Below are 17,905 nucleotides of genomic sequence, written 5' to 3' on the forward strand. Positions count from 1 at the left end.
TCCAGTTAATAAATATTCTAAACCAAAATCTTGTAATTATGATCTATCTCAAGCTAAATATACACTATAAGATTTTGGTATTTATTTTTTTTCTTTCTAGCTGTACAATTGTAAATAGACCAATAGCTAAATTAAATAAGTTTGCTCAAGGGGGAATGAATCAATTGACAAATGATTCATTAGGACTAAAGATTGATTTCTATGGGAACGCAAACCTCGGATCTAAGTATATAGATTTAAAAGATGTCAGGTCTGTTTTTCGAAAGAGAAAAATAAAGTTTCCATCAAAGAATATTGTTTTGTGGGGTACATATGATGTGACAAGAAACCCGATGTATTTTGTGGGTAGTTTGGAAACTTTTTTAGATGTCTCAAAGTTCACTGCAGATACTTCTATGTATCATTGTATTTATTATCGAAGTATTCAGAAAAATAGAGATAATATAATAAGTAGTGTAGCGATCCCATATAAAAAAGGTTCATTTCTTTTGATTAGCGAGGTTAGGACGGAAATCACCGATATGCAAGAAAGTGCTAAGGATGTTTTAAAAAGCATAAAAACTTCCTACAATTCTTTGGCTTACGGAGCAAAATTTGTCGAGCAAAAACCAGATGAAGAACCCGATTATTTTAGTATAGCTGAGTCAGCTTTTAAAGATAGGGGATATGTTAACTATGTATACCCAAGAGATACCTTAGAAAAGCTTGTTCTGCAAAACGAAAACAGCCAATTTGCGAACGAATTATTTAAATCATATAGTTCGTTTCTTGGTGAAAGTGTTCAATATGATAGCGCGACTAAACAAGAACAACAAGCAGTCGAAAAAACGGCTGTTACAATCGACGAGATAGTCGAAAAAATTAAGGCACATCGAGTGCTTATGTTTAACGAGAATCATTTACAACCACGCTGCCGTTTGTTAATCAATCTTTTGCTACCAAAACTTTCCAAAGAAGGTTTTAATGTCCTGGCTTTAGAAAGTCTATCCGAAGATGAAGACCGGATTAATAGATTGGGATTCCCAAATGTTGAGAGTGGATTTTACACTAGGGACCCTAATATGGCGAATCTCATTAGAACGGCAAGAATTTATGGCTTAAAAGTGATTGGCTATGAAGATTTTGGCAATGCAAGTCAAAGAGATCTCCAACAAGCTAAGAATCTTATTCAAAAAAGTGAAATCGCTACAAAAAATCAAGTTAAAGTTATTGTATTAGCCGGAGGAGGACATATTGAAGAGGGGGATACTGGAGAAAATAAAAGTATGGCTCAGTATTTTAAGAAACTGACTAAAATTGATCCCTATACGATTAATCAAGTTAAATTTTTAGCTATGCAAGAAATTAACGATTCAATATACGTTATGGATAACAAGGTGTTGAATGGTAATGACTTGTATTTATCAAATAATCTGAATAGCGATAAAATAGTGATTGGATCCAATGATTTCAATCGAAGATATCTTCTATTAAGTACTGATTCGACCAAATCAGGCAAATCTGCCATTTACATCTATCATGAGAAGGAATATCAATTTGATAAAACAGCGATCCCAGTTTACTTGTCACCTTCCCAAAAGGATTCGGTACAGATAGAGCTTCCAAAGGGAATATATAGATATCTCAAGAGAGATTACTATGGCGCTATAATTCATCAAGAAATTATTGAAGTGGAATAATAAACTGATATGAGTTTTGGTCAGAAGAACTGGAAGCCGCAACTTATCGGAATTTTTTCTTGACAATACTTCTTGATTTAAATCATATCAATCTTGAAGGGTAATTCGAATAGATAACCAATAGTTAAACTTAGGAGTCCGCTTTTAAATTTAGGCATTAAAATTAAATTACTCAGCGATCATCACCTTTTCCTCCCTGATATTATTTAGAAAATCCGTGTATTTTATGGGTAGCATTTTTCTGTGGTAATAAAAATAGAAGTCAAATGAGCCCCCGATGATTCCCTTTTCCGGAGTATATACAAATCGATCAATTCCTCGCTCAAAATCATAATTATACTCATGTTGTGTCCAATCCACATAGGTCCAAAACTGATATCCCGTTGCATGCTGTGCTAAGGTGATTTTTTTGGATAGATATTCTCTTCTGTCCCGGGACCAATCTAAAAAGGAGAGCGGGTCTTCACCTGTTCGATATAAAGGGAATTGTAAACTAGGGTAAGCTCCTTTAAATATTTTTTCGAATTGAAGTACACTATAGGCCGAATCTTGGGTATTGATAGTCCCATAGACATTCGTAAAAGCTTGCGGACGATTGCGGACTGCATAAAACTGTAACAAACAATACTTTGGTGCATAGTAAGTATCTCCTCTTTTTATAATTAGCTTATACGCATTAAAATACTTTGTTGTTTGCTTCACAGTGGTGTTGAAGTACGATAACGTATTTTTTTTATGAAGCTCTTCCAGATCTTTAAAGTTAATCATTGAAGAACGTACAGTATCGGGGTTGATTTCATACCAATCTTCTGAACCATCTAAATCAGGGAGAATGGAAAATAGCATGATATTATAATCATGTTGTCCATTATATATACCCTTATTACCAATAAACGTCTGTACCCTACTGATTACATTAAAAAGATGCACTTCACGCTTAATCTTATATAGCGGATACGTGTTTAACCTAAAGGATGACGTTACGAACTCTTTGCTATCTTCTTCAAAAAGGAAATATTTGGTCTGACTAAATCCTTCAGTATAGAATAATAGGTAGATAACGATCAACCAAATTTTAAGGCACTTTGTTCTAAGCTTAACAATGTTCATTTTTGACTGTTATTTGAATTCACCATCCCATTTTAAAGTGATTCTGTTCTCTGTATTGGTCTCGAATTCTAAAATTTCTCTATTCCCATATTTTTTGGTTACCAATGTTCCCTTGGTTACGTTGATTCTGTCGGTTTGTCCGTAATCTTCCTCTAATTTATAGGATACATCTATAGCATTATTTTTCACAATCGTTGAGACAGAATTGATAAAATAGCTGCCAGAAGAAAGTTGATTGTTACGGGTAAAGAACAGTAATTTTATGCTATTTTTACTAGTCGTAGAGCTAAAAGTGTACAGATGATTTATTCCGTCTACTAGCTTACCATCAACAATTAGATTTCCGATCGATGTTTGTTTAGATCCCTTATCAAAGGCATAAATAGCTTTGTTTACTGTAATTGTACCTATGCCGTTTTCTTTTTCTTCGTTTTTTTTACATCCGATAAAAAAAGAGACTATAAAGATGACTGGAAATAAAAATTTCATATATGGTTTTATTGGGAAACTCAAATCTATATATTATTGAGTATTAATGCAAGTCGGTGTTTTAGGTTTGACGAATGGAAGAGTTGCTACCTTATTTTACGCAATCTATCTGCGTACTTTTATGTTCCTATGTAAGGGTCGATTTTTCACGAAAAATTATATGCCTGATATTGAGTAATCTCCTGTTGTTTTTATGTTCTTTTTTTAATGCGCAAAAAGGCTTCAGTATCGCAATCGATCTTTGTGTTAATGAAAAATTAAAAAACACGAAGAAATGAAAGCACATATCATTAAAAAGCTAATGGAAATAGAAGCGAGTGAAGGGATACGTATACTTTTTGCCTGTGAATCAGGAAGTCGGGGTTGGGGTTTCCCATCCATCGACAGTGATTACGACGTACGTTTTTTTTATGTGCGAAAAGCGGAGGACTACACCCGCTTGTTTCCGCTGGCGACCGAAATGCGATTTCCAATAATCGATGACCTCGATATGGTAGGTTGGGACCTTTTTAAAGTACTCACATTATTGTATAGGAGTAATGTGAGTCCATTTGAATGGATACAGTCGCCAGTCGTCTATTACGAGTTTAACGGATTCAAAACAAGTTTTAGGACAATGGTCGAAAATTATTTTGACGCACGTAGGCACGCCCATCATTATTTAGGGATTGTTCGTAGCAAAATTGAAGATCTCCAACGAGAAACGATGAAGCTCAAGAGCTTATTTTATATCCTAAGATCTTTACTTTCAGCAGACTGGAATATCACCTATCGCAGTTATGCGCCTATGACATTGGCAGAACTATCCGTATTATTGCCTGATGTTGTAAAAATCGAAGTGTTGGAATTGCAGCTGTTGAAGAGTCAAGTAGATGAGGGGTTTATATACAACTGTTCAGCGTCCATAAGGAATTATATTGAAACAAGGTTAATAGATTTAGAGCATCAAGTAAAACAGGTTCCCGTATCCGTATCGGATAAGGAAGGACTGGAGAATTACTTTAAAACCGTATTAAGATGACTATAGACGAACTTCGAGATAGCGGGCTGATCCTGTTTGAGGCCGTTGTAGGTAGCCGAGCATATGGATTGGCGACAGCATCTTCCGATACCGATATCAGGGGGGTATTTTATCTGCCCCTGGAATATTACTTGGGCGGTCAATATATTGCGCAGGTTGCAAATGCAAGCAATGATGAAGTTTACTATGAGCTCGGGCGCTTTGTGAAGCTTCTTTCAAAGAGTAATCCTACTGTATTGGAGCTTTTGGCTAGTCCTACCGATTGCATATTATACAAAGATCCTCTGTTTGATCAATTTAAAATGCAGGATTTTATCACCAGAGAGGCCGCAATGACCTTTGCGCAATACGCCATGGTACAGGTGCGGAAGGCAAAAGGATTGAACAAGAAAATCAACAATCCGATGGATCGAGAACGTAAAAGTTTACTGGATTTCTGCTTTATCATAGCTGGTAATGGTAGTTTATCGTTAAGAGCCTGGTTAAGCAAGCAGTTGTGGAAACAGGAAAACTGTGGTTTAGCGAAGATCGAACATGCAAAGGGGATGTATGCCCTGTATTATGATGAGACTCAGACTTTGGGTTACAAAGGCATCGTTGCTACACCAGAGAGCACTGAGGTTTCCTGCAGTTCTATCCGTAAGGAAGAAACACTTTGTGCGTACCTCTTTGTTAATCACGAAGCTTACTCTTCGTATTGTAAGTCCTATAATGAATATTTTAGTTGGGTTTCAGAACGCAATGAAGCGCGCTTTCTAGGGACAATGAATCACGGGCAGGGCTATGACGCCAAAAATATGATGCATACCATACGTCTATTGCAACAGGCAAAAGAGATTTTGTCTAAAAGTGAACTACAGGTACAACGTGTCAATAGGGAAGAGCTCCTGCGCATCAAAAATGGTGCTTATAGCTATGATGAACTTTTTGTCTGGTCGCAAGAGCTCTTTCAGGAAGTGCAGGAACTCTGCTTGCACAGTTTACTTCCGGCAGTGCCAGATCAGGATAAGCTAATGCAGCAATTGGTTGGCATGCGTAAGCAGCTTTATCAGATCAAGCTATAATTCCTAATGCAAGGATCTAATCTGTTATTCCAAATGATCTTACGAACTTTAAATTAGATCGAAGACCAAAACAGGTTAACTTTTAAGTGGACATATTCAAGCATAAAGCGGACATTTGTTTCTTAACGATCTTCCAGCCAACTGAGGAACTGGGCGGTCTTTTCTTTGCCTATAAGCAGCTTATGGTCTGTGTGGACAGTCAATTTGACATATAGCTTCCTGGCGAAATAATGTTCAACCTCTTTAACGGCCGAAAAACTGATTAAATACTGTCTGTTCAGCCGAAAAAAATCTTTGCCAGATAATTGGGTGGCCAGCTGATCCAGGGATTGACTGAGATCAAAATGCTCACCCTTAAAAGTCACCATGGTCGGAGAGGTGTAGTTAATATAGATAAAGGCAATATCTTCTGTCTTCACCGTCATGTACTTATTGTTTTTGAACACGAGAAAGCTCTTCTTTTTATTGTCTTCGCCACTGATCTTCTGGATCAGTTCAACAAGATTATTTTCGGTGGTTTTCTGAAAGAAATTCTTGAAATTATCTACCTTTTCAAAAGCGTTTTTTAGGTCTGTTTCTGAAAAGGGTTTAAGTAGATAATCAATTCCGTTCTCTTTTATAGCCTCCATTGCGTATTCACCAAATGCTGTGCAAAAGATGACAGGACATATAACCTTTACCGACTTGAATATATCAAAACTGATTCCGTCAGAAAGTTGTATATCCATAAAGATAAGATCCGGGCTGGCGCTGTCAGAGAGGTAATCTATAGCTCCTTCAACGCTCTGGATCTTTGCCATGATCTTAGACTCTGGACGAAGTTTCAATATCAGGTTCTCGAGGGAACGGGCAGCTTTAATCTCGTCCTCAATTATTAGTATGTTCATATATAATGGGAAGTTTTATAGTAAATGTTTCAGTATCCATTAGGATACTAATCTCCTTTTCGGATAGATGAAGATAACGCTGGTTGATATTTTCAAGTCCTAAACCGGTAGAAGGTTCCGATATTTTTCTGGGCTGCATATTATTGCTGACAATAAGGTAATCACCTTCCTGCCCAATGGATATATGTAGGGGTTTCTCAAGTGAAACTATATTATGTTTAATGCAGTTCTCTACCAAGAGCTGCAATGTAAAAGGAGGAATAAAACTTCCATAAATTTCACGTCCTAGATTCATTGAAACAACTAAACCTTCCTCAAAACGTGCTTTTAATAGGTAAATATAGGAGTCCATGATCTGTAGCTCCTCTCCGAGTGGAAGTAGGTTCAGTTTGAGGCTGCCCAAAGTAAACCTGTAAAAATCAGCAAGCTTGATGATAAATTCCGCTGACTGAGTGTCATTGCTTTCCACCATGTATTTTAACGTGTTGAGACTGTTGAACAGAAAATGCGGATTTACCTGCTGTTTTAAAAGCTCATACTGTGCTGCGAGGTTCGCGGACATCGAACGCTCAAGTTCCCGCACCACCTGCTGGTTGAGATAAGTTTGGTATAGAAGATGTATAAACATATAGAAAGTCAGGTTGATGAGTACACCTCTGACCTCATACATCAGCATTTTAGGTCCAAAATTGAGATGTGAAAGGATGTAATACTGTATTGAGGAAAGTAGGAACATCAATACCAAACCAACTCCTAAACCTCTGAAAAGTTGAGGTGATATCACATTTTTGCTGCCCGTTTTCTTTGTATAGGCTGGTATCGAATAGATATTGTAGTACCAGATCAAAAGAGCAAAACCCGTGGTTACACCAAAGTCGGCAATACCCTCAGAAAGAATAAAATTATGGTCCACAATCTTTGGGATAGATGTTAGTATACCCAATGATATTGAACTGATCCATATTAGTTTATGGGATATATAAAAAGGTGTCTTCATACTTTGCTCACCGTTGTTAAGCTGATAATGTTTTATATAATTTGCTGGTATTTCGGGCTGTTTGAAATACCAGCAAATTAGCGAAAAATGTTTTATATCTAAATACCTGATACTTGTAATTTAAGTATTTAGATCTTTTGCTGTATAAATGACATGATTTATCCTATTAAATGAAAAATAGGTAACTGAAAGGATAGTAATGGCAACGCATGTATCGATTACGGAAGAAGGTCCAAGAACAGCAATTTTTGAGAAGAACGCAAAAATAATGTCAAAATACATACCTGCGAAAACCCATTCCTTAAGCCTTTTAAATCTATTCGGGATCAGTAATATGGTAACACCTAAAATTTTGAATACACCGAGAATGTATATAAAATGCGCTGGATAGCCTAATTTTTTTGTGATGTCCCATACTGCAGGGTTATGTGTCAGTTCAAAAAAGCCGCTGAGCCCAAACCATATTGATATCAGGATACTTCCTGTAAAATAAATCTTTTTGTATGTTGAATTTTTCATAATATTTTTTGTGATTAATTTCTTTATTATTTAGAGAGCGAGTCGGCCTCAATAATGGCATCCGCAAATTCTTTGGGAGCTTCGTGTGGTAGGTTGTGTCCGATCCCTCCCGTCAGGTTATGGTGTTTGTACTTTCCTCTATATTTGGAAGCATAGTTTTCAGGGAGTGGAAACGCCGCACCGTTGGCATCACCTTCCAGGGTCACGGTCGGTACGGTGATATCCGGTGATTTGGCGAGCTTTGTTTCAAGTTCGTCGTACTGTTTCTCTCCGGGAGCCAGCCCCAACCGCCAGCGATAATTATGGATCACGATAGCAACATGGTCAGGATTTTCAAACGATTTGGCCGAGCGCTGATAGGTTTCTTCATCAAAAGACCATTTCGGGGAGGCTGTTTTCCAAATCAGTTTGTTAAAAGCCGCTGTATGTGCTTTGTAACCTTTGTAACCCCGCTCCGTTGAGAAATAGTACTGGTACCACCACAAGAATTCAGCAGCCGGTGGAAGTGGGATCTCATTTGTTTTGGGGCTCCCGATCAGATACCCGCTTACGGCTACGAGTGCAGAAACACGTTCCGGCCAGAGGGCAGCCATGATATCGGCAGTCCTGGCGCCCCAGTCAAAGCCCCCAACAACAGCTTTATCTATTTTCAGGGCATCCATGAAGGCGATGATATCGAGCGCCACAGCTGACTGCTGTCCGTTACGTACAGCCTTTGGCGAAATAAAGGTTGTTGTTCCATAACCCCGGAGATAGGGCACAAGTACCCAGTATCCTTTTGCTACAAGCAATTCAGCGGATTTTTCAAAACTATGGATATCGTATGGCCATCCATGGAGCAGTATAACGGGCTTTCCAGTTTTTGAACCGACCTCTGCGTAGCCTATATCAAGCAGTCCTGCCCTTATTTTTTTTGTATGCTGGAATGCGGAGTCTACGGTGTTGTCAGCCTGTGCATGTTTATCCTGAGAAAGCTGTTGGGCGTGGACTAATGATGCACCTGCTGTGGCAATCAGGGATAACGAGAGGGTGAAAATCACCTTTTTGCCAAAATTTGCTATTGTATTCATTGGATCTGTTTTTTGTCGATTTTAAATTATTGAGTTGAAGCTATCATTGTGGAAAATTTACGGGATCAGTATCCATTATGTCGGCAATACGCTGCTCTCTAGATTCCCCGGAGGGTATTTCACCATATTCTGTGGTATAGTCCAGTTTGCCATCGCCGCCGGCTTTTACCGTTTCTACACGCAAGAGTTCACCGTTTACTTTACTCCCAAAATATTGCGGATCTTCCATCATTTTATAGGTAACAAGCTTGAGGGAAACGCGGTCGTGACTATGTCGGGCTCCTTCCAGGAGGGACAGGGCTTCCTTATTCCCGTATAATGCCGACATCGTCTGCCTGTCCGTATTAAAAGATGATGAGTTAAATTTCAGTTCGCCGGGTTCAAACATGAACCGTATTTTTCCATTCTCTTTATCTGATATGTTCTTGCTGCATGAGCCGAAGATTAAACTACATAGAAATAGTACGGATAAGATCTTTTTCATTTTTGGACAGTTTTTAAATATTGCTGGATCATTCTTTTGGAGCTCACTTTCGGCGGAACATTGAACAGGTAACCCGTCGATTCTGCGAGCTGCCTATGACAGCTGATACAGGACTGTTGGGCAAACAGTGCGGTCTTTCCGGTAGGTTTTAAATCTTGACCATTGAATTTCGCAAAGCCCCAGCCTTCGGTTTCCTTAAATGTTTTTCCGTCTTTTACCATGTACTGCATGTTTACGAAATCTCCGGGCACGATATCTCCATTGGATTTTCGGGTCTGTTTAAAAACCGCCTTGGCCACTGCACTGCCATCGGGCCAGGGGTGGAAGTTTTCCTCTTCGATAGCGCGGACAGCGATGTCATTTCCGTAAATCACGCGTATTGTATTGTCGATAAGCGTGCTCATGCCGATCACTTTCCAGTTCTTAAAATCGGCATTGTACGGGATTCCGTTCGGTGATACCGGGGCAAGGGCAGCTGTTGTTTCTATTACGTTCGCAATACCTTGACGTGCAGGTAGCAAACCATCTTTTGCGGATAGCGAAAGGGCATACTGTTTTATGGTCGCTACTTCAACAGCAGATAGTTTTGAGTCCGGATGTGTGAGCGCATAGGAAGGCAGGGGCATCTTACCCGCGTTTACCATATTGTAAATGGCATAAAATTTACTTTTCTGTTCCGCATCGGAGAGCTTATCCCACTCGGAAAAATTCATCACTTCCCGTGCACGGTTAATATCCCTGTTTACGATCCACGATACCGGGGCAATTTTATCAAAGAAAGATAGCCGCTGCTCATTGGAATGGCAGTTGAAACAGGAACGTTCTAGGATAAGCTGGACCTGTTTAGGCACATTTCTGATATGTCCGGTTACGGCTTTTTGTTCAATGGTTCTATTGAAAAATTGAAGGGCGATAAGACCGACCACAATGCAGATGAATATGGTGGGTATCAGTTGGATTCGCTTTAGGAGTTTCATGATCTTGCTCTTTTGTTATGTTAAAATTAAGGTAAAGTACTGCCCTAGGGAAGCTCAAAATAGTTGGACCGGACATATTGCAGGTTGAATTCTTCTTTTGGATCCCCGAAGTGGACAATCTATTTCCTAAAGGTTTATGCTTGTGGCAGCTAGTATTTCTCCGGATTTCTTGTCCTGCTCGAAAGCGATGATTTCCCATGCATGACCGGTTTCCGGAAGTTTAAAAGAGAAACTGTCCTGGGCTTTAGTGCCCATGCTCTTCAGCTCGCGTACAACCTGCACATGGGAGAGGGCTTTTCCGGCGTTCTCTCCCGCAGATACCTGAGAGGAAGCGTGTTTCTGGACAAGAGCGACCAGGATGTCCGAATTTTTGGAGCTAGAGGATGATACATAAGCGATCTGGATATTTTTGCCTTCGGCTTTCAATACTTTTAAAGCAAGGGTTTCAGTATGTTGTTCCAGCATCGCGGACTGGATGCTGCTGATGACTTTGCCTGTTTCCGATCCGACCATTTCCTGTTTGCCATTGATGACCATCTGGGGGGTATATAAGGTACTTAGATTCATCCATGTGGCGTACTGTTTCTGTCTTTCGGTAAAACTGCTTTTGCTGAAGTGATCTTTCCATCCCTGATGATCCCAGTAATCGACATGAAAGGCCATGATATAAAGTTTTTTATTCAGGTTATCCTTCTCAAGTTTTGCAATAAGCTCATCTGCGGGAGGGCAACTCCAGCAACCTTCTGAAGTAAAGAGCTCGACCACCGCGAAGCTTTTGTCGGAGTTGCTGCTTTTGATCTTTTGCAGGTTTTTATCATCATTGATACCCTTGAAGGCCATGATCAGGGCAATGATCAAAGGCAGGCTCAAAACGTATAGTATTTCTTTTATTGATTTCATGATCTAAATTTTTAAGCTGTTTATAGTTTGTTTTTAGTTGAAGATTTTTAGGGAGAAGCCGAAATCCTGTGGCGGAACACATACCTGATCGCTGCACTGCATAAACTGAATGGTTCCCCGGATTGTTCCATTTTTGCCCTTTAATCTGATCTTCTGACCGAACTCGACCTCATTTTCAAAATAGGTAACTGGCATGCCCAGAAGTTTATCAAACTTCAACAGTGGGCTGGGCTGGCTCACATTTCCCACCAATTGGTAAGTTCTGTCAGGCTCGAATTTAAAATTCATCTTGATCGGGCTCAGGGGGCTGTTGCCCAGTGCATACATATGCCATCCGGGGGCGATCCTGGCCTTCATCCGTATTTCGCCTTCTTCGGGGGATTTCCTTTTAAGCGTGCATTCCCATGTCACCTGACCAGATAAGGTCTGTCCTTTTGAGTGTGAGCAGAACATCATCAAAACTGTCACTACTAAAATTGCTAATCTGTTCATTTCTATATTTTTAATAATTAAACCTTAAATTCTTTGTGCAAATAGACTGGAATTATGCTTTTGCTGCCACTGTAAACTGCTTGAAATAGACGTTTTAAGCCCTGAATGGACAGTTTGGATCATAAAGGAAGATCATCACAGTTGATCCCGTAGCGTTTTAAAAGCGTTCCTCATTTCCTGCGTGAAGAGCTCCGGCTGTTCCCATGCCGCAAAGTGCCCACCTTTTGGTGCGATATGATAATAGTATAAAGAAGGATAAGCCGCTCTCGACCAGCTTTCTGGTGCTTGATAGATTTCATGCGGAAATACTGAAATAGCTACAGGAATTTTTATGCGCTTTGTTTGCTGATGTTCGGAACTGAAATTGTTGTTATTATTTTCCCAGTAAAAGCGGGACGAGGATGCTCCGGTATTGGTTAGCCAATACAATGTTATATCGTCAAGGATCGCATCGCGGCTAATTACTTTTTCTGGCCGGAGATTACTTTCTGACCACTCAGCGATCTTTTCGTATAAAAACGCTGCTAGTGCAGTTGGAGAATCAGAAAGCAAATAGCCTGTAGTTTGTGGCCTAGTCACCATCATCCCGCCATACGCTGCGTTTCTGCCAAAGAAAGTGCGCATTGAATTATAAGCCTTTGTTTCTTCTGGAGAAAGGCTTGTCGGAGCGGGATCACCAGCGTTGATCGGTTTTACCAGGTCTGCAGGAATTGTGGCCGGCATGGTCAGGTGGATACCCAATAGCCCCGAAGGAGCCTGTCTTGCAAGCGCGTCGGAGATTACAGACCCATGGTCTCCACCTTGAGAAACATATTTTGTGTAGCCCAGACGTTTTACCAAAATATCCCAGGCTTTGGCAACACGCTCTGGGTTCCAGCCAAGTTCTTTAGGGATTTCGGAAAATCCATATCCTGGAATTGCGGGAATGATAACATCAAAGGCATCTTCAGCTTTACCACCGTATTTGACGGGATCTGTCAGTGGGCCTATAGCATCGATAAATTCCATGGGTGACCCTGGCCACCCATGTGTAAGGATAAGGGGTAAGGCACCTTTTTCCTTTGAACGCACGTGGATAAACTGTATGTCAAGTCCATCAATCTTGGTGACAAACTGTGGCAGCGCGTTCAGTTTGTTTTCAAGCTTACGCCAGTCATAGCCATTTCCCCAATAATTGATCAGTTCTTTTAACTGGGCTAGTTGTATGCCCTGTGATTCATCGTTTACCGTTTCGCTATCTGGAAACCGGGTCTCCGAAATACGTCTTTTCAGTTCATCAAGTTTAACTTGTGGAATATTGATCTTATAAGGTCTGATACCGGTTTCTGAGTTTACGCTTTCCGTTTTTGCTATGGTGTGCTGTGCACTTGTAATTGTAGGAATACATAGTGCGCATGTCGCTACCATAAGGATTGTTGTTATTTTTGTCTTCATTTCTTTTTTGTTTTAGATTTTACGATCTGATTTCTTTTGTTGCAACAAATGTATGTTGGTCGGCGTGGGTGTTAAACGGAGAATAGGTTCAAGTGGACATATTCACAGGTGAGCTGGGAGTTTTAAAGCTCGAACAGGAAGTTCCATTTTTATAAATCGGATTGAAAGTAAGATATCGGTAGATAAAAGAACCGGCTATGTAGGTTTTTGATAGAAAGCATTGTCCTTTAATGAACGTAGAGGTACTTTTCTATGAAACTATATGAGCCGCGGAATTGACTAATTCACTTACAAAATTGTCCGGTTCAACTGTTTTGGGTATGTACTGCTTTGGGGATCGTTTTAAGTTTGCTTTATAATCATTAAAACAATAATAAAATGAAGACATTCAGAAAATTTACTATCGCAGGCGCACTATGTTTAAGCCTTTTTTCCGCAGTATCGTTTTCGTGTAGCAACGATAATGATTTACCAATAGGGCAGGAGACAACCATTGTAAATCACAAAAATGCGAAGACCAGCTTCATCAATGTGAAAGGAACAGATTTCGCTTACCGAAGTTGGGGTAAAGATGGAGGAATTCCGCTAGTATTACTACCTGGAACAGGTGGTTCTATGGATGATTGGGATCCTGCCGTGACCGACGGTCTCGCGAAAGAATACAAATTGATCATATTTGATAATAAAGGAGTGGCATCTTCCAAAGGAGCTACCCCCAATACTATTCAGGCAATGGCTAACGATGCCATTGATTTTATCAGAGCATTGAATTTAGGGAAGGTCAATATTATGGGATTTTCAATGTGCGGATTTGTGGCTCAAAGAATTGTTTTGACGGATCCCGGATTAATTAATAAAATAATTTTAGCTGATAGTGGGCCTAAAGGAGCTATTGGTCTTTCCAATCTTCCAAATATAATTGCTGGAAGTGCTGGACTTAGCCCCGAAGATTCCTACTTAAAATTCGGATTTACCGATTCACAGTCAAGTATTGCGTCTGGAAAATCATCTTATGCTAGAGTTCATCAACGGATAATTGATAGAGATCCAGTGCTTAGCGATGCCAGTTCGTCTGCTCAGTTTACAGCTGTACTAACCTGGGCACAGCCAGACCCCGGAGCACTGAATGAAATTAAGGCTATCAAAAAACCTGTTTTAATCGTACATGGTGATCAGGACCTTCCAATTTCCATTCAAAATGCCTACAATATGAAACAAAATTTAGAAAACGCTATTCTTTTGGAATTTTCAGATTCGGGGCACGCCGCATTTTATCAAAATTATGAGACTTTTTTAACGAAGGCTGTTGCATTTCTTGCTCAATAGGTTATCTGAAACAAAAAATGATAAATAGCTAACACCCAACAATTGCTTGGACTTTCTGCCAATATAATTTTGAACTTCTCACGAATTAATTTCATCGCTAATTAGTCCAATTTTGCTGTATAACTTTTAAATACAGAAAATATGAGCAAGAGAATTTTAATCACAGGAGCTGCAAGTGGATTTGGAAAAATTGCCGCTTTTGATTTAGCAAAAAAAGGACATAAGGTGATTGCAACAGTGCAAGTTTATCCGCAAATGAGCGACTTGATAAGAGATGCCAAAGAGCAAGGCGTAGAAATGACTGTGGATAAATTGGATGTAACCAATGCTACAGATATCGCTTATATCACTAAAAAATACGATATCGATATTTTGATCAGTAATGCCGGAATTATGGAAGGTGGTCCCATTGCGGAGCAGCCTGTAAACCTAATCCGTTCGATGTTTGATGTCAATGTTTTTGGTGGATTGCAACTGGCGCAAGGTTTTATCAAAAAATTTATTGACGAAAAAAGACCTGGTAAAATTGTTTTCACAACTTCTATGGGAGAATTATGGACCGTTCCTTATGTGGCCGCTTATTGTGCATCCAAGCACGCAATGGGATCAATCGCTGAGGGGTTGAAAACAGAATTGGCGCCATTCAATATCAAGATTGCAACCTGTAATCCGGGTATTTTTGGAACCGGTTTTAATGATCGAGGTGTTGATACAATTTCCCGTTGGTACAATCCCGAAACCAATTTTACACCTCCATCTGCATTCGATGGTACTGCCGAAGCTTTGGCCAACCAGTTAGATCCTCAATCGATGGCGGAGTGTATCGTTGATGTGGCGTTGGATGAAAATTCGAACTTCAGAAATGTACATCCAAAAGAAACAGAAGATTTTGTAAAACAATTGCAGGCAGAAGCTTGGACGGCTAAAAGCTAAATAGAAGTCCATAAAGCACGGATCATAAAAACTTGAAAAATGAACATAACTTATAACGAAGCAACGAAAGCCTTAAATGCTTCCATAGAAAAAGCGAAAGCTTTAAACATTCCCGTAAGCATTGCAGTGGTTGACGCTGGGGGGCATCTGCTTGCTTTTGCAAGATTAGACAGTGTCTTTGGAGTAATAGAATTTGCCGTAAAAAAAGCCAGAACCGCCGTAATGTTCGGTGTAGATAGTGACATAATGGGCACAATCGTTTCCGGAGCAGATATTCACGGATATGGAATGCTGAATTCAAATGACGGACTATTGACCATTGCTGGAGGTGTCGTGCTGAAGGATAAAAACGGGAATATCATTGGGGCTATAGCTTCTTCGGGGGGCTCTCCAGAACAGGATAAAGAAATCGCGGGTGCAGGAGCTGTCGGGTTGAATTAAAATTTAAGATATTTGTGGTATGGAAGCAAAGCGTGAAATTATTTTTGATAAGTTGGTCTATTCCTGTGTATTTGAAAAGCATAGAGGAAATGAAGAGTTTATTCCCGAGCATTTCTTAGGATTTCAATTATCGGGAGAAACACACGCTTTTCACGCTGACGGAAATAGCGTAATTCCTGAAAACGTCGTCGTATTGGTTCGTAAAAATCAATTAATAAGAACGATAAAATATCCTGCAAAATCGGGGAAATACCAATTTGTATCCATTACGTTGGACAAGGAAACATTGCAACAGTATGCCTTGGAAAACAAAATTGTGGTGGACAAAAAATACACCGGCAAACAGAAATTGTTATTTGAACCGGATGATTTTCTGCAAAATTATTTCGTTTCACTGGCTCCGTATATCAATAAGAAAAAAGAAGCAACGCCACGATTGGCAGATTTAAAAATCAGGGAAGCCATCGAGTTATTAATACAGTGCAACCCTGATTTTAAACAAATTCTGTTCGATTTTTCCGAACCCTACAAAATAGATTTGGAAGAATTTATGAACCAGAATTTTATGTTCAATGTATCAGTAACATCTTTTGCAAAACTGACCGGAAGAAGTCTTTCCGGCTTTAAGCGAGATTTTGCTAGAGCATTTGGTACAACGCCAAAAAAATGGTTATTGGCAAAGCGTTTGGACGAAGCCCATTATTTAATCAGGCACAAAAAACAAAAGCCATCCGATTTTTATCTGGATCTAGGGTTTGAGAACTTATCCCATTTTTATGCTTCGTTTAAAGAAAAATTTGGAACAACCACAACTGGGCTCTAATAGAACAATGGAATTTTTAGGACAATTGGGCGTATTGTTCAAGCAATATCGCGACAACAACGACTCAGTCGCCCGGCACCGCGATCAAGGGAACGAATTGGACAACAGACCCGTGATCGGGTCGGTGAGTTTTTTATAAAAGATCAAACGAAAAGGAATCAACCATTGTTATAAGAATACTTTTCATAAATTAGGTTAATAACAGGTAGTAAAAACCTTGAGATCCCTCTCCTCAAGGTTTTTTTATTTTTTTAGGAACCGACCATTCCTTTATGATAAGGTTTGTTATGCATACTTATTGAAGGAGGAAGAATAGTTGGAGAGGGATCCTGCCAGGCTGGTCTAGTCTCTTCACTAAAGATGTACCTTTGGCTCTGAAAATGGCGGATTGTCAGGATTAAACCGTAATTTCATCGATCAAATACGTTGAACATGACATTTCTATACCAATATTTTCGTTTTTATGGGGTGCTAGTGGCATTCATATTTTCCTTCAATGTTTCTGCGCAAAAGCAATCAGGGGTGGACAGCAATGCGTTGGCAATTAACTTCGTTGACGGACAACTTCCTGAAGGCAACTATACGGCAGCGGTGTTGGGAATTCCCCGACCGAATGCATCGCAGCTTGCAATTGTTGGGAAGATGAAACAAGCCATGAAAACCAATGAAGATTGGTTTTTCAAAACCATGAAGGAGTTAAAACCGGGAGAGCCTATACCATATCACAAAAATCTAGGTATTAGTGAAGAGGAGTATGCTGCTTTTATGGAGTTCTCGCAATCTATCAAATTAGACAAAATAGGGGCTATGGAGCTCAAGATCATTCGCAAGGACAATAGTATCCATTTCGAGCCTAAAGACTTCGGCGATTATTTGAAATATCTAGTCATCGATTTAAAAGACCAGCGGGTCAGGGTTGATAGTCTGGGCTTGGAATATAAAGGACAGATCAGTTTGGATGCCAAACAGACAACATTGGTCGCAGGACCTTGGACAGGTTACTCTTGGCAACTCGAAGAATTTAAGAAAGATGGAAAATTAATTTCAGATCCGAATAAAGTCGTTCCTGCGGAAATGGGAGAACTGGATATAAAGTCTATAAAAGTGTTAATAGGCAAACTCGATCGTATCGATCAATGTTTCCTTTATCTCAAGAGTAATATTGTCCATAAAGGCCATGTGCTTGCAAAACAGGATATAGCCCTTTTATTAACGAAAGAATAAGCCGAAATCCAAAAATATACCTAATTTTAAATTAG

The 17,905-nt window shown here is 39.6% G+C and carries 19 protein-coding genes; 8 read left to right on the top strand and 11 right to left on the bottom strand.

Features of this window, described 5'->3' with window-relative positions; genetic code table 11:
* Nucleotides 1-38 precede the first annotated feature (38 nt).
* Nucleotides 39-1,679 (top strand): hypothetical protein, encoded by a 1,641-nt coding sequence (locus L1283_RS16485; protein ID WP_286849887.1) that lies wholly within the window; start codon nt 39-41, stop codon nt 1,677-1,679.
* A gap of 168 nt (nt 1,680-1,847) precedes the next feature.
* Here the strand turns inward: L1283_RS16485 and L1283_RS16490 are convergent, their stop codons facing one another.
* On the bottom strand, nt 1,848-2,789 hold the full coding sequence (locus L1283_RS16490) for a hypothetical protein (RefSeq protein ID WP_286849885.1): 942 nt from the start codon (nt 2,787-2,789) through the stop codon (nt 1,848-1,850).
* A gap of 9 nt (nt 2,790-2,798) precedes the next feature.
* Nucleotides 2,799-3,278 carry a hypothetical protein gene (locus tag L1283_RS16495; protein WP_286849883.1) on the bottom strand — a complete coding sequence of 160 codons (480 nt, stop codon included), beginning with the start codon at nt 3,276-3,278 and terminating at the stop codon, nt 2,799-2,801.
* 274 nt (nt 3,279-3,552) lie between these two features.
* Here L1283_RS16495 and L1283_RS16500 point away from each other — a divergent pair, with 274 nt between their 5' ends.
* Both L1283_RS16500 and L1283_RS16505 read left to right on the top strand, forming a co-directional pair.
* Nucleotides 3,553-4,299 carry a nucleotidyltransferase domain-containing protein gene (locus L1283_RS16500; protein WP_286849881.1) on the top strand — a complete coding sequence of 249 codons (747 nt, stop codon included), beginning with the start codon at nt 3,553-3,555 and terminating at the stop codon, nt 4,297-4,299.
* A complete protein-coding gene (locus tag L1283_RS16505) occupies nt 4,296-5,363 on the top strand; it encodes a nucleotidyltransferase domain-containing protein (protein ID WP_286849879.1) in 1,068 nt (355 codons plus the stop codon). The genes L1283_RS16500 and L1283_RS16505 overlap by 4 nt, the downstream gene beginning before the upstream one ends.
* 122 nt (nt 5,364-5,485) lie before the next feature.
* Here the strand turns inward: L1283_RS16505 and L1283_RS16510 are convergent, their stop codons facing one another.
* From L1283_RS16510 to L1283_RS16550, 9 genes are all read right to left on the bottom strand, one after another.
* Complete coding sequence (locus tag L1283_RS16510) at nt 5,486-6,250, bottom strand: LytR/AlgR family response regulator transcription factor (protein WP_286849876.1); 765 nt, start codon at nt 6,248-6,250, stop codon at nt 5,486-5,488.
* On the bottom strand, nt 6,231-7,247 hold the full coding sequence (locus L1283_RS16515; protein ID WP_286849873.1) for a sensor histidine kinase: 1,017 nt from the start codon (nt 7,245-7,247) through the stop codon (nt 6,231-6,233). The genes L1283_RS16510 and L1283_RS16515 overlap by 20 nt, the downstream gene beginning before the upstream one ends.
* Nucleotides 7,248-7,367: 120 nt before the next feature.
* On the bottom strand, nt 7,368-7,766 hold the full coding sequence (locus L1283_RS16520; RefSeq protein WP_286849870.1) for a DoxX family protein: 399 nt from the start codon (nt 7,764-7,766) through the stop codon (nt 7,368-7,370).
* Nucleotides 7,767-7,792: 26 nt separating this feature from the next.
* Complete coding sequence (locus L1283_RS16525) at nt 7,793-8,836, bottom strand: alpha/beta hydrolase (RefSeq protein ID WP_286849868.1); 1,044 nt, start codon at nt 8,834-8,836, stop codon at nt 7,793-7,795.
* Nucleotides 8,837-8,879: 43 nt separating this feature from the next.
* The gene (locus L1283_RS16530) at nt 8,880-9,320 is read right to left on the bottom strand and encodes a hypothetical protein (RefSeq protein WP_286849867.1); all 441 of its coding nucleotides are present in this window, start codon (nt 9,318-9,320) and stop codon (nt 8,880-8,882) included.
* The gene (locus tag L1283_RS16535; protein WP_286849865.1) at nt 9,317-10,297 is read right to left on the bottom strand and encodes a heme-binding domain-containing protein; all 981 of its coding nucleotides are present in this window, start codon (nt 10,295-10,297) and stop codon (nt 9,317-9,319) included. The genes L1283_RS16530 and L1283_RS16535 overlap by 4 nt, the downstream gene beginning before the upstream one ends.
* 126 nt (nt 10,298-10,423) lie before the next feature.
* Nucleotides 10,424-11,197, bottom strand: coding sequence for a DUF1223 domain-containing protein (locus L1283_RS16540; RefSeq protein ID WP_145327346.1), 774 nt, complete (start codon nt 11,195-11,197; stop codon nt 10,424-10,426).
* A gap of 33 nt (nt 11,198-11,230) precedes the next feature.
* A complete protein-coding gene (locus tag L1283_RS16545) occupies nt 11,231-11,689 on the bottom strand; it encodes a protein-disulfide reductase DsbD N-terminal domain-containing protein (protein ID WP_145327345.1) in 459 nt (152 codons plus the stop codon).
* Nucleotides 11,690-11,824: 135 nt separating this feature from the next.
* Complete coding sequence (locus L1283_RS16550) at nt 11,825-13,123, bottom strand: epoxide hydrolase family protein (RefSeq protein WP_286733379.1); 1,299 nt, start codon at nt 13,121-13,123, stop codon at nt 11,825-11,827.
* A gap of 378 nt (nt 13,124-13,501) precedes the next feature.
* Here L1283_RS16550 and L1283_RS16555 point away from each other — a divergent pair, with 378 nt between their 5' ends.
* The 5 genes from L1283_RS16555 to L1283_RS16575 all read left to right on the top strand — a co-directional run bounded on the left by L1283_RS16555 (nt 13,502) and on the right by L1283_RS16575 (nt 17,870).
* A complete protein-coding gene (locus tag L1283_RS16555; RefSeq protein ID WP_429626347.1) occupies nt 13,502-14,449 on the top strand; it encodes an alpha/beta fold hydrolase in 948 nt (315 codons plus the stop codon).
* Between the two features lie 141 nt (nt 14,450-14,590).
* Nucleotides 14,591-15,382, top strand: coding sequence for an SDR family oxidoreductase (locus tag L1283_RS16560; RefSeq protein ID WP_145327342.1), 792 nt, complete (start codon nt 14,591-14,593; stop codon nt 15,380-15,382).
* Nucleotides 15,383-15,421: 39 nt separating this feature from the next.
* Entirely contained in the window at nt 15,422-15,823 is a 402-nt protein-coding gene (locus L1283_RS16565) for a GlcG/HbpS family heme-binding protein (RefSeq protein ID WP_145327341.1), read from the top strand.
* A 19-nt stretch (nt 15,824-15,842) separates the two neighbouring features.
* Nucleotides 15,843-16,646, top strand: coding sequence for a helix-turn-helix domain-containing protein (locus L1283_RS16570; RefSeq protein WP_145327340.1), 804 nt, complete (start codon nt 15,843-15,845; stop codon nt 16,644-16,646).
* A gap of 432 nt (nt 16,647-17,078) precedes the next feature.
* On the top strand, nt 17,079-17,870 hold the full coding sequence (locus tag L1283_RS16575) for a hypothetical protein (protein WP_145327339.1): 792 nt from the start codon (nt 17,079-17,081) through the stop codon (nt 17,868-17,870).
* Nucleotides 17,871-17,905: the final 35 nt, after the last annotated feature.

Origin of the sequence: Sphingobacterium sp. HSC-15S19 (genome assembly GCF_050433745.1) — a bacterium.
Taxonomy (GTDB): Bacteria; Bacteroidota; Bacteroidia; order Sphingobacteriales; family Sphingobacteriaceae; genus Sphingobacterium; species Sphingobacterium siyangense.

What these genes read in the sequence shown, in the direction of transcription:
- L1283_RS16485 (WP_286849887.1), top strand. Translation starts at nt 39, where the DNA reads ATGATCTATCTCAAGCTAAATATACACTATAAGATTTTGGTATTTATT.
- L1283_RS16490 (WP_286849885.1), bottom strand. Translation starts at nt 2,789, where the DNA reads ATGAACATTGTTAAGCTTAGAACAAAGTGCCTTAAAATTTGGTTGATC.
- L1283_RS16495 (WP_286849883.1), bottom strand. Translation starts at nt 3,278, where the DNA reads ATGAAATTTTTATTTCCAGTCATCTTTATAGTCTCTTTTTTTATCGGA.
- L1283_RS16500 (WP_286849881.1), top strand. Translation starts at nt 3,553, where the DNA reads ATGAAAGCACATATCATTAAAAAGCTAATGGAAATAGAAGCGAGTGAA.
- L1283_RS16505 (WP_286849879.1), top strand. Translation starts at nt 4,296, where the DNA reads ATGACTATAGACGAACTTCGAGATAGCGGGCTGATCCTGTTTGAGGCC.
- L1283_RS16510 (WP_286849876.1), bottom strand. Translation starts at nt 6,250, where the DNA reads ATGAACATACTAATAATTGAGGACGAGATTAAAGCTGCCCGTTCCCTC.
- L1283_RS16515 (WP_286849873.1), bottom strand. Translation starts at nt 7,247, where the DNA reads ATGAAGACACCTTTTTATATATCCCATAAACTAATATGGATCAGTTCA.
- L1283_RS16520 (WP_286849870.1), bottom strand. Translation starts at nt 7,766, where the DNA reads ATGAAAAATTCAACATACAAAAAGATTTATTTTACAGGAAGTATCCTG.
- L1283_RS16525 (WP_286849868.1), bottom strand. Translation starts at nt 8,836, where the DNA reads ATGAATACAATAGCAAATTTTGGCAAAAAGGTGATTTTCACCCTCTCG.
- L1283_RS16530 (WP_286849867.1), bottom strand. Translation starts at nt 9,320, where the DNA reads ATGAAAAAGATCTTATCCGTACTATTTCTATGTAGTTTAATCTTCGGC.
- L1283_RS16535 (WP_286849865.1), bottom strand. Translation starts at nt 10,297, where the DNA reads ATGAAACTCCTAAAGCGAATCCAACTGATACCCACCATATTCATCTGC.
- L1283_RS16540 (WP_145327346.1), bottom strand. Translation starts at nt 11,197, where the DNA reads ATGAAATCAATAAAAGAAATACTATACGTTTTGAGCCTGCCTTTGATC.
- L1283_RS16545 (WP_145327345.1), bottom strand. Translation starts at nt 11,689, where the DNA reads ATGAACAGATTAGCAATTTTAGTAGTGACAGTTTTGATGATGTTCTGC.
- L1283_RS16550 (WP_286733379.1), bottom strand. Translation starts at nt 13,123, where the DNA reads ATGAAGACAAAAATAACAACAATCCTTATGGTAGCGACATGCGCACTA.
- L1283_RS16555 (WP_429626347.1), top strand. Translation starts at nt 13,502, where the DNA reads ATGAAGACATTCAGAAAATTTACTATCGCAGGCGCACTATGTTTAAGC.
- L1283_RS16560 (WP_145327342.1), top strand. Translation starts at nt 14,591, where the DNA reads ATGAGCAAGAGAATTTTAATCACAGGAGCTGCAAGTGGATTTGGAAAA.
- L1283_RS16565 (WP_145327341.1), top strand. Translation starts at nt 15,422, where the DNA reads ATGAACATAACTTATAACGAAGCAACGAAAGCCTTAAATGCTTCCATA.
- L1283_RS16570 (WP_145327340.1), top strand. Translation starts at nt 15,843, where the DNA reads ATGGAAGCAAAGCGTGAAATTATTTTTGATAAGTTGGTCTATTCCTGT.
- L1283_RS16575 (WP_145327339.1), top strand. Translation starts at nt 17,079, where the DNA reads ATGACATTTCTATACCAATATTTTCGTTTTTATGGGGTGCTAGTGGCA.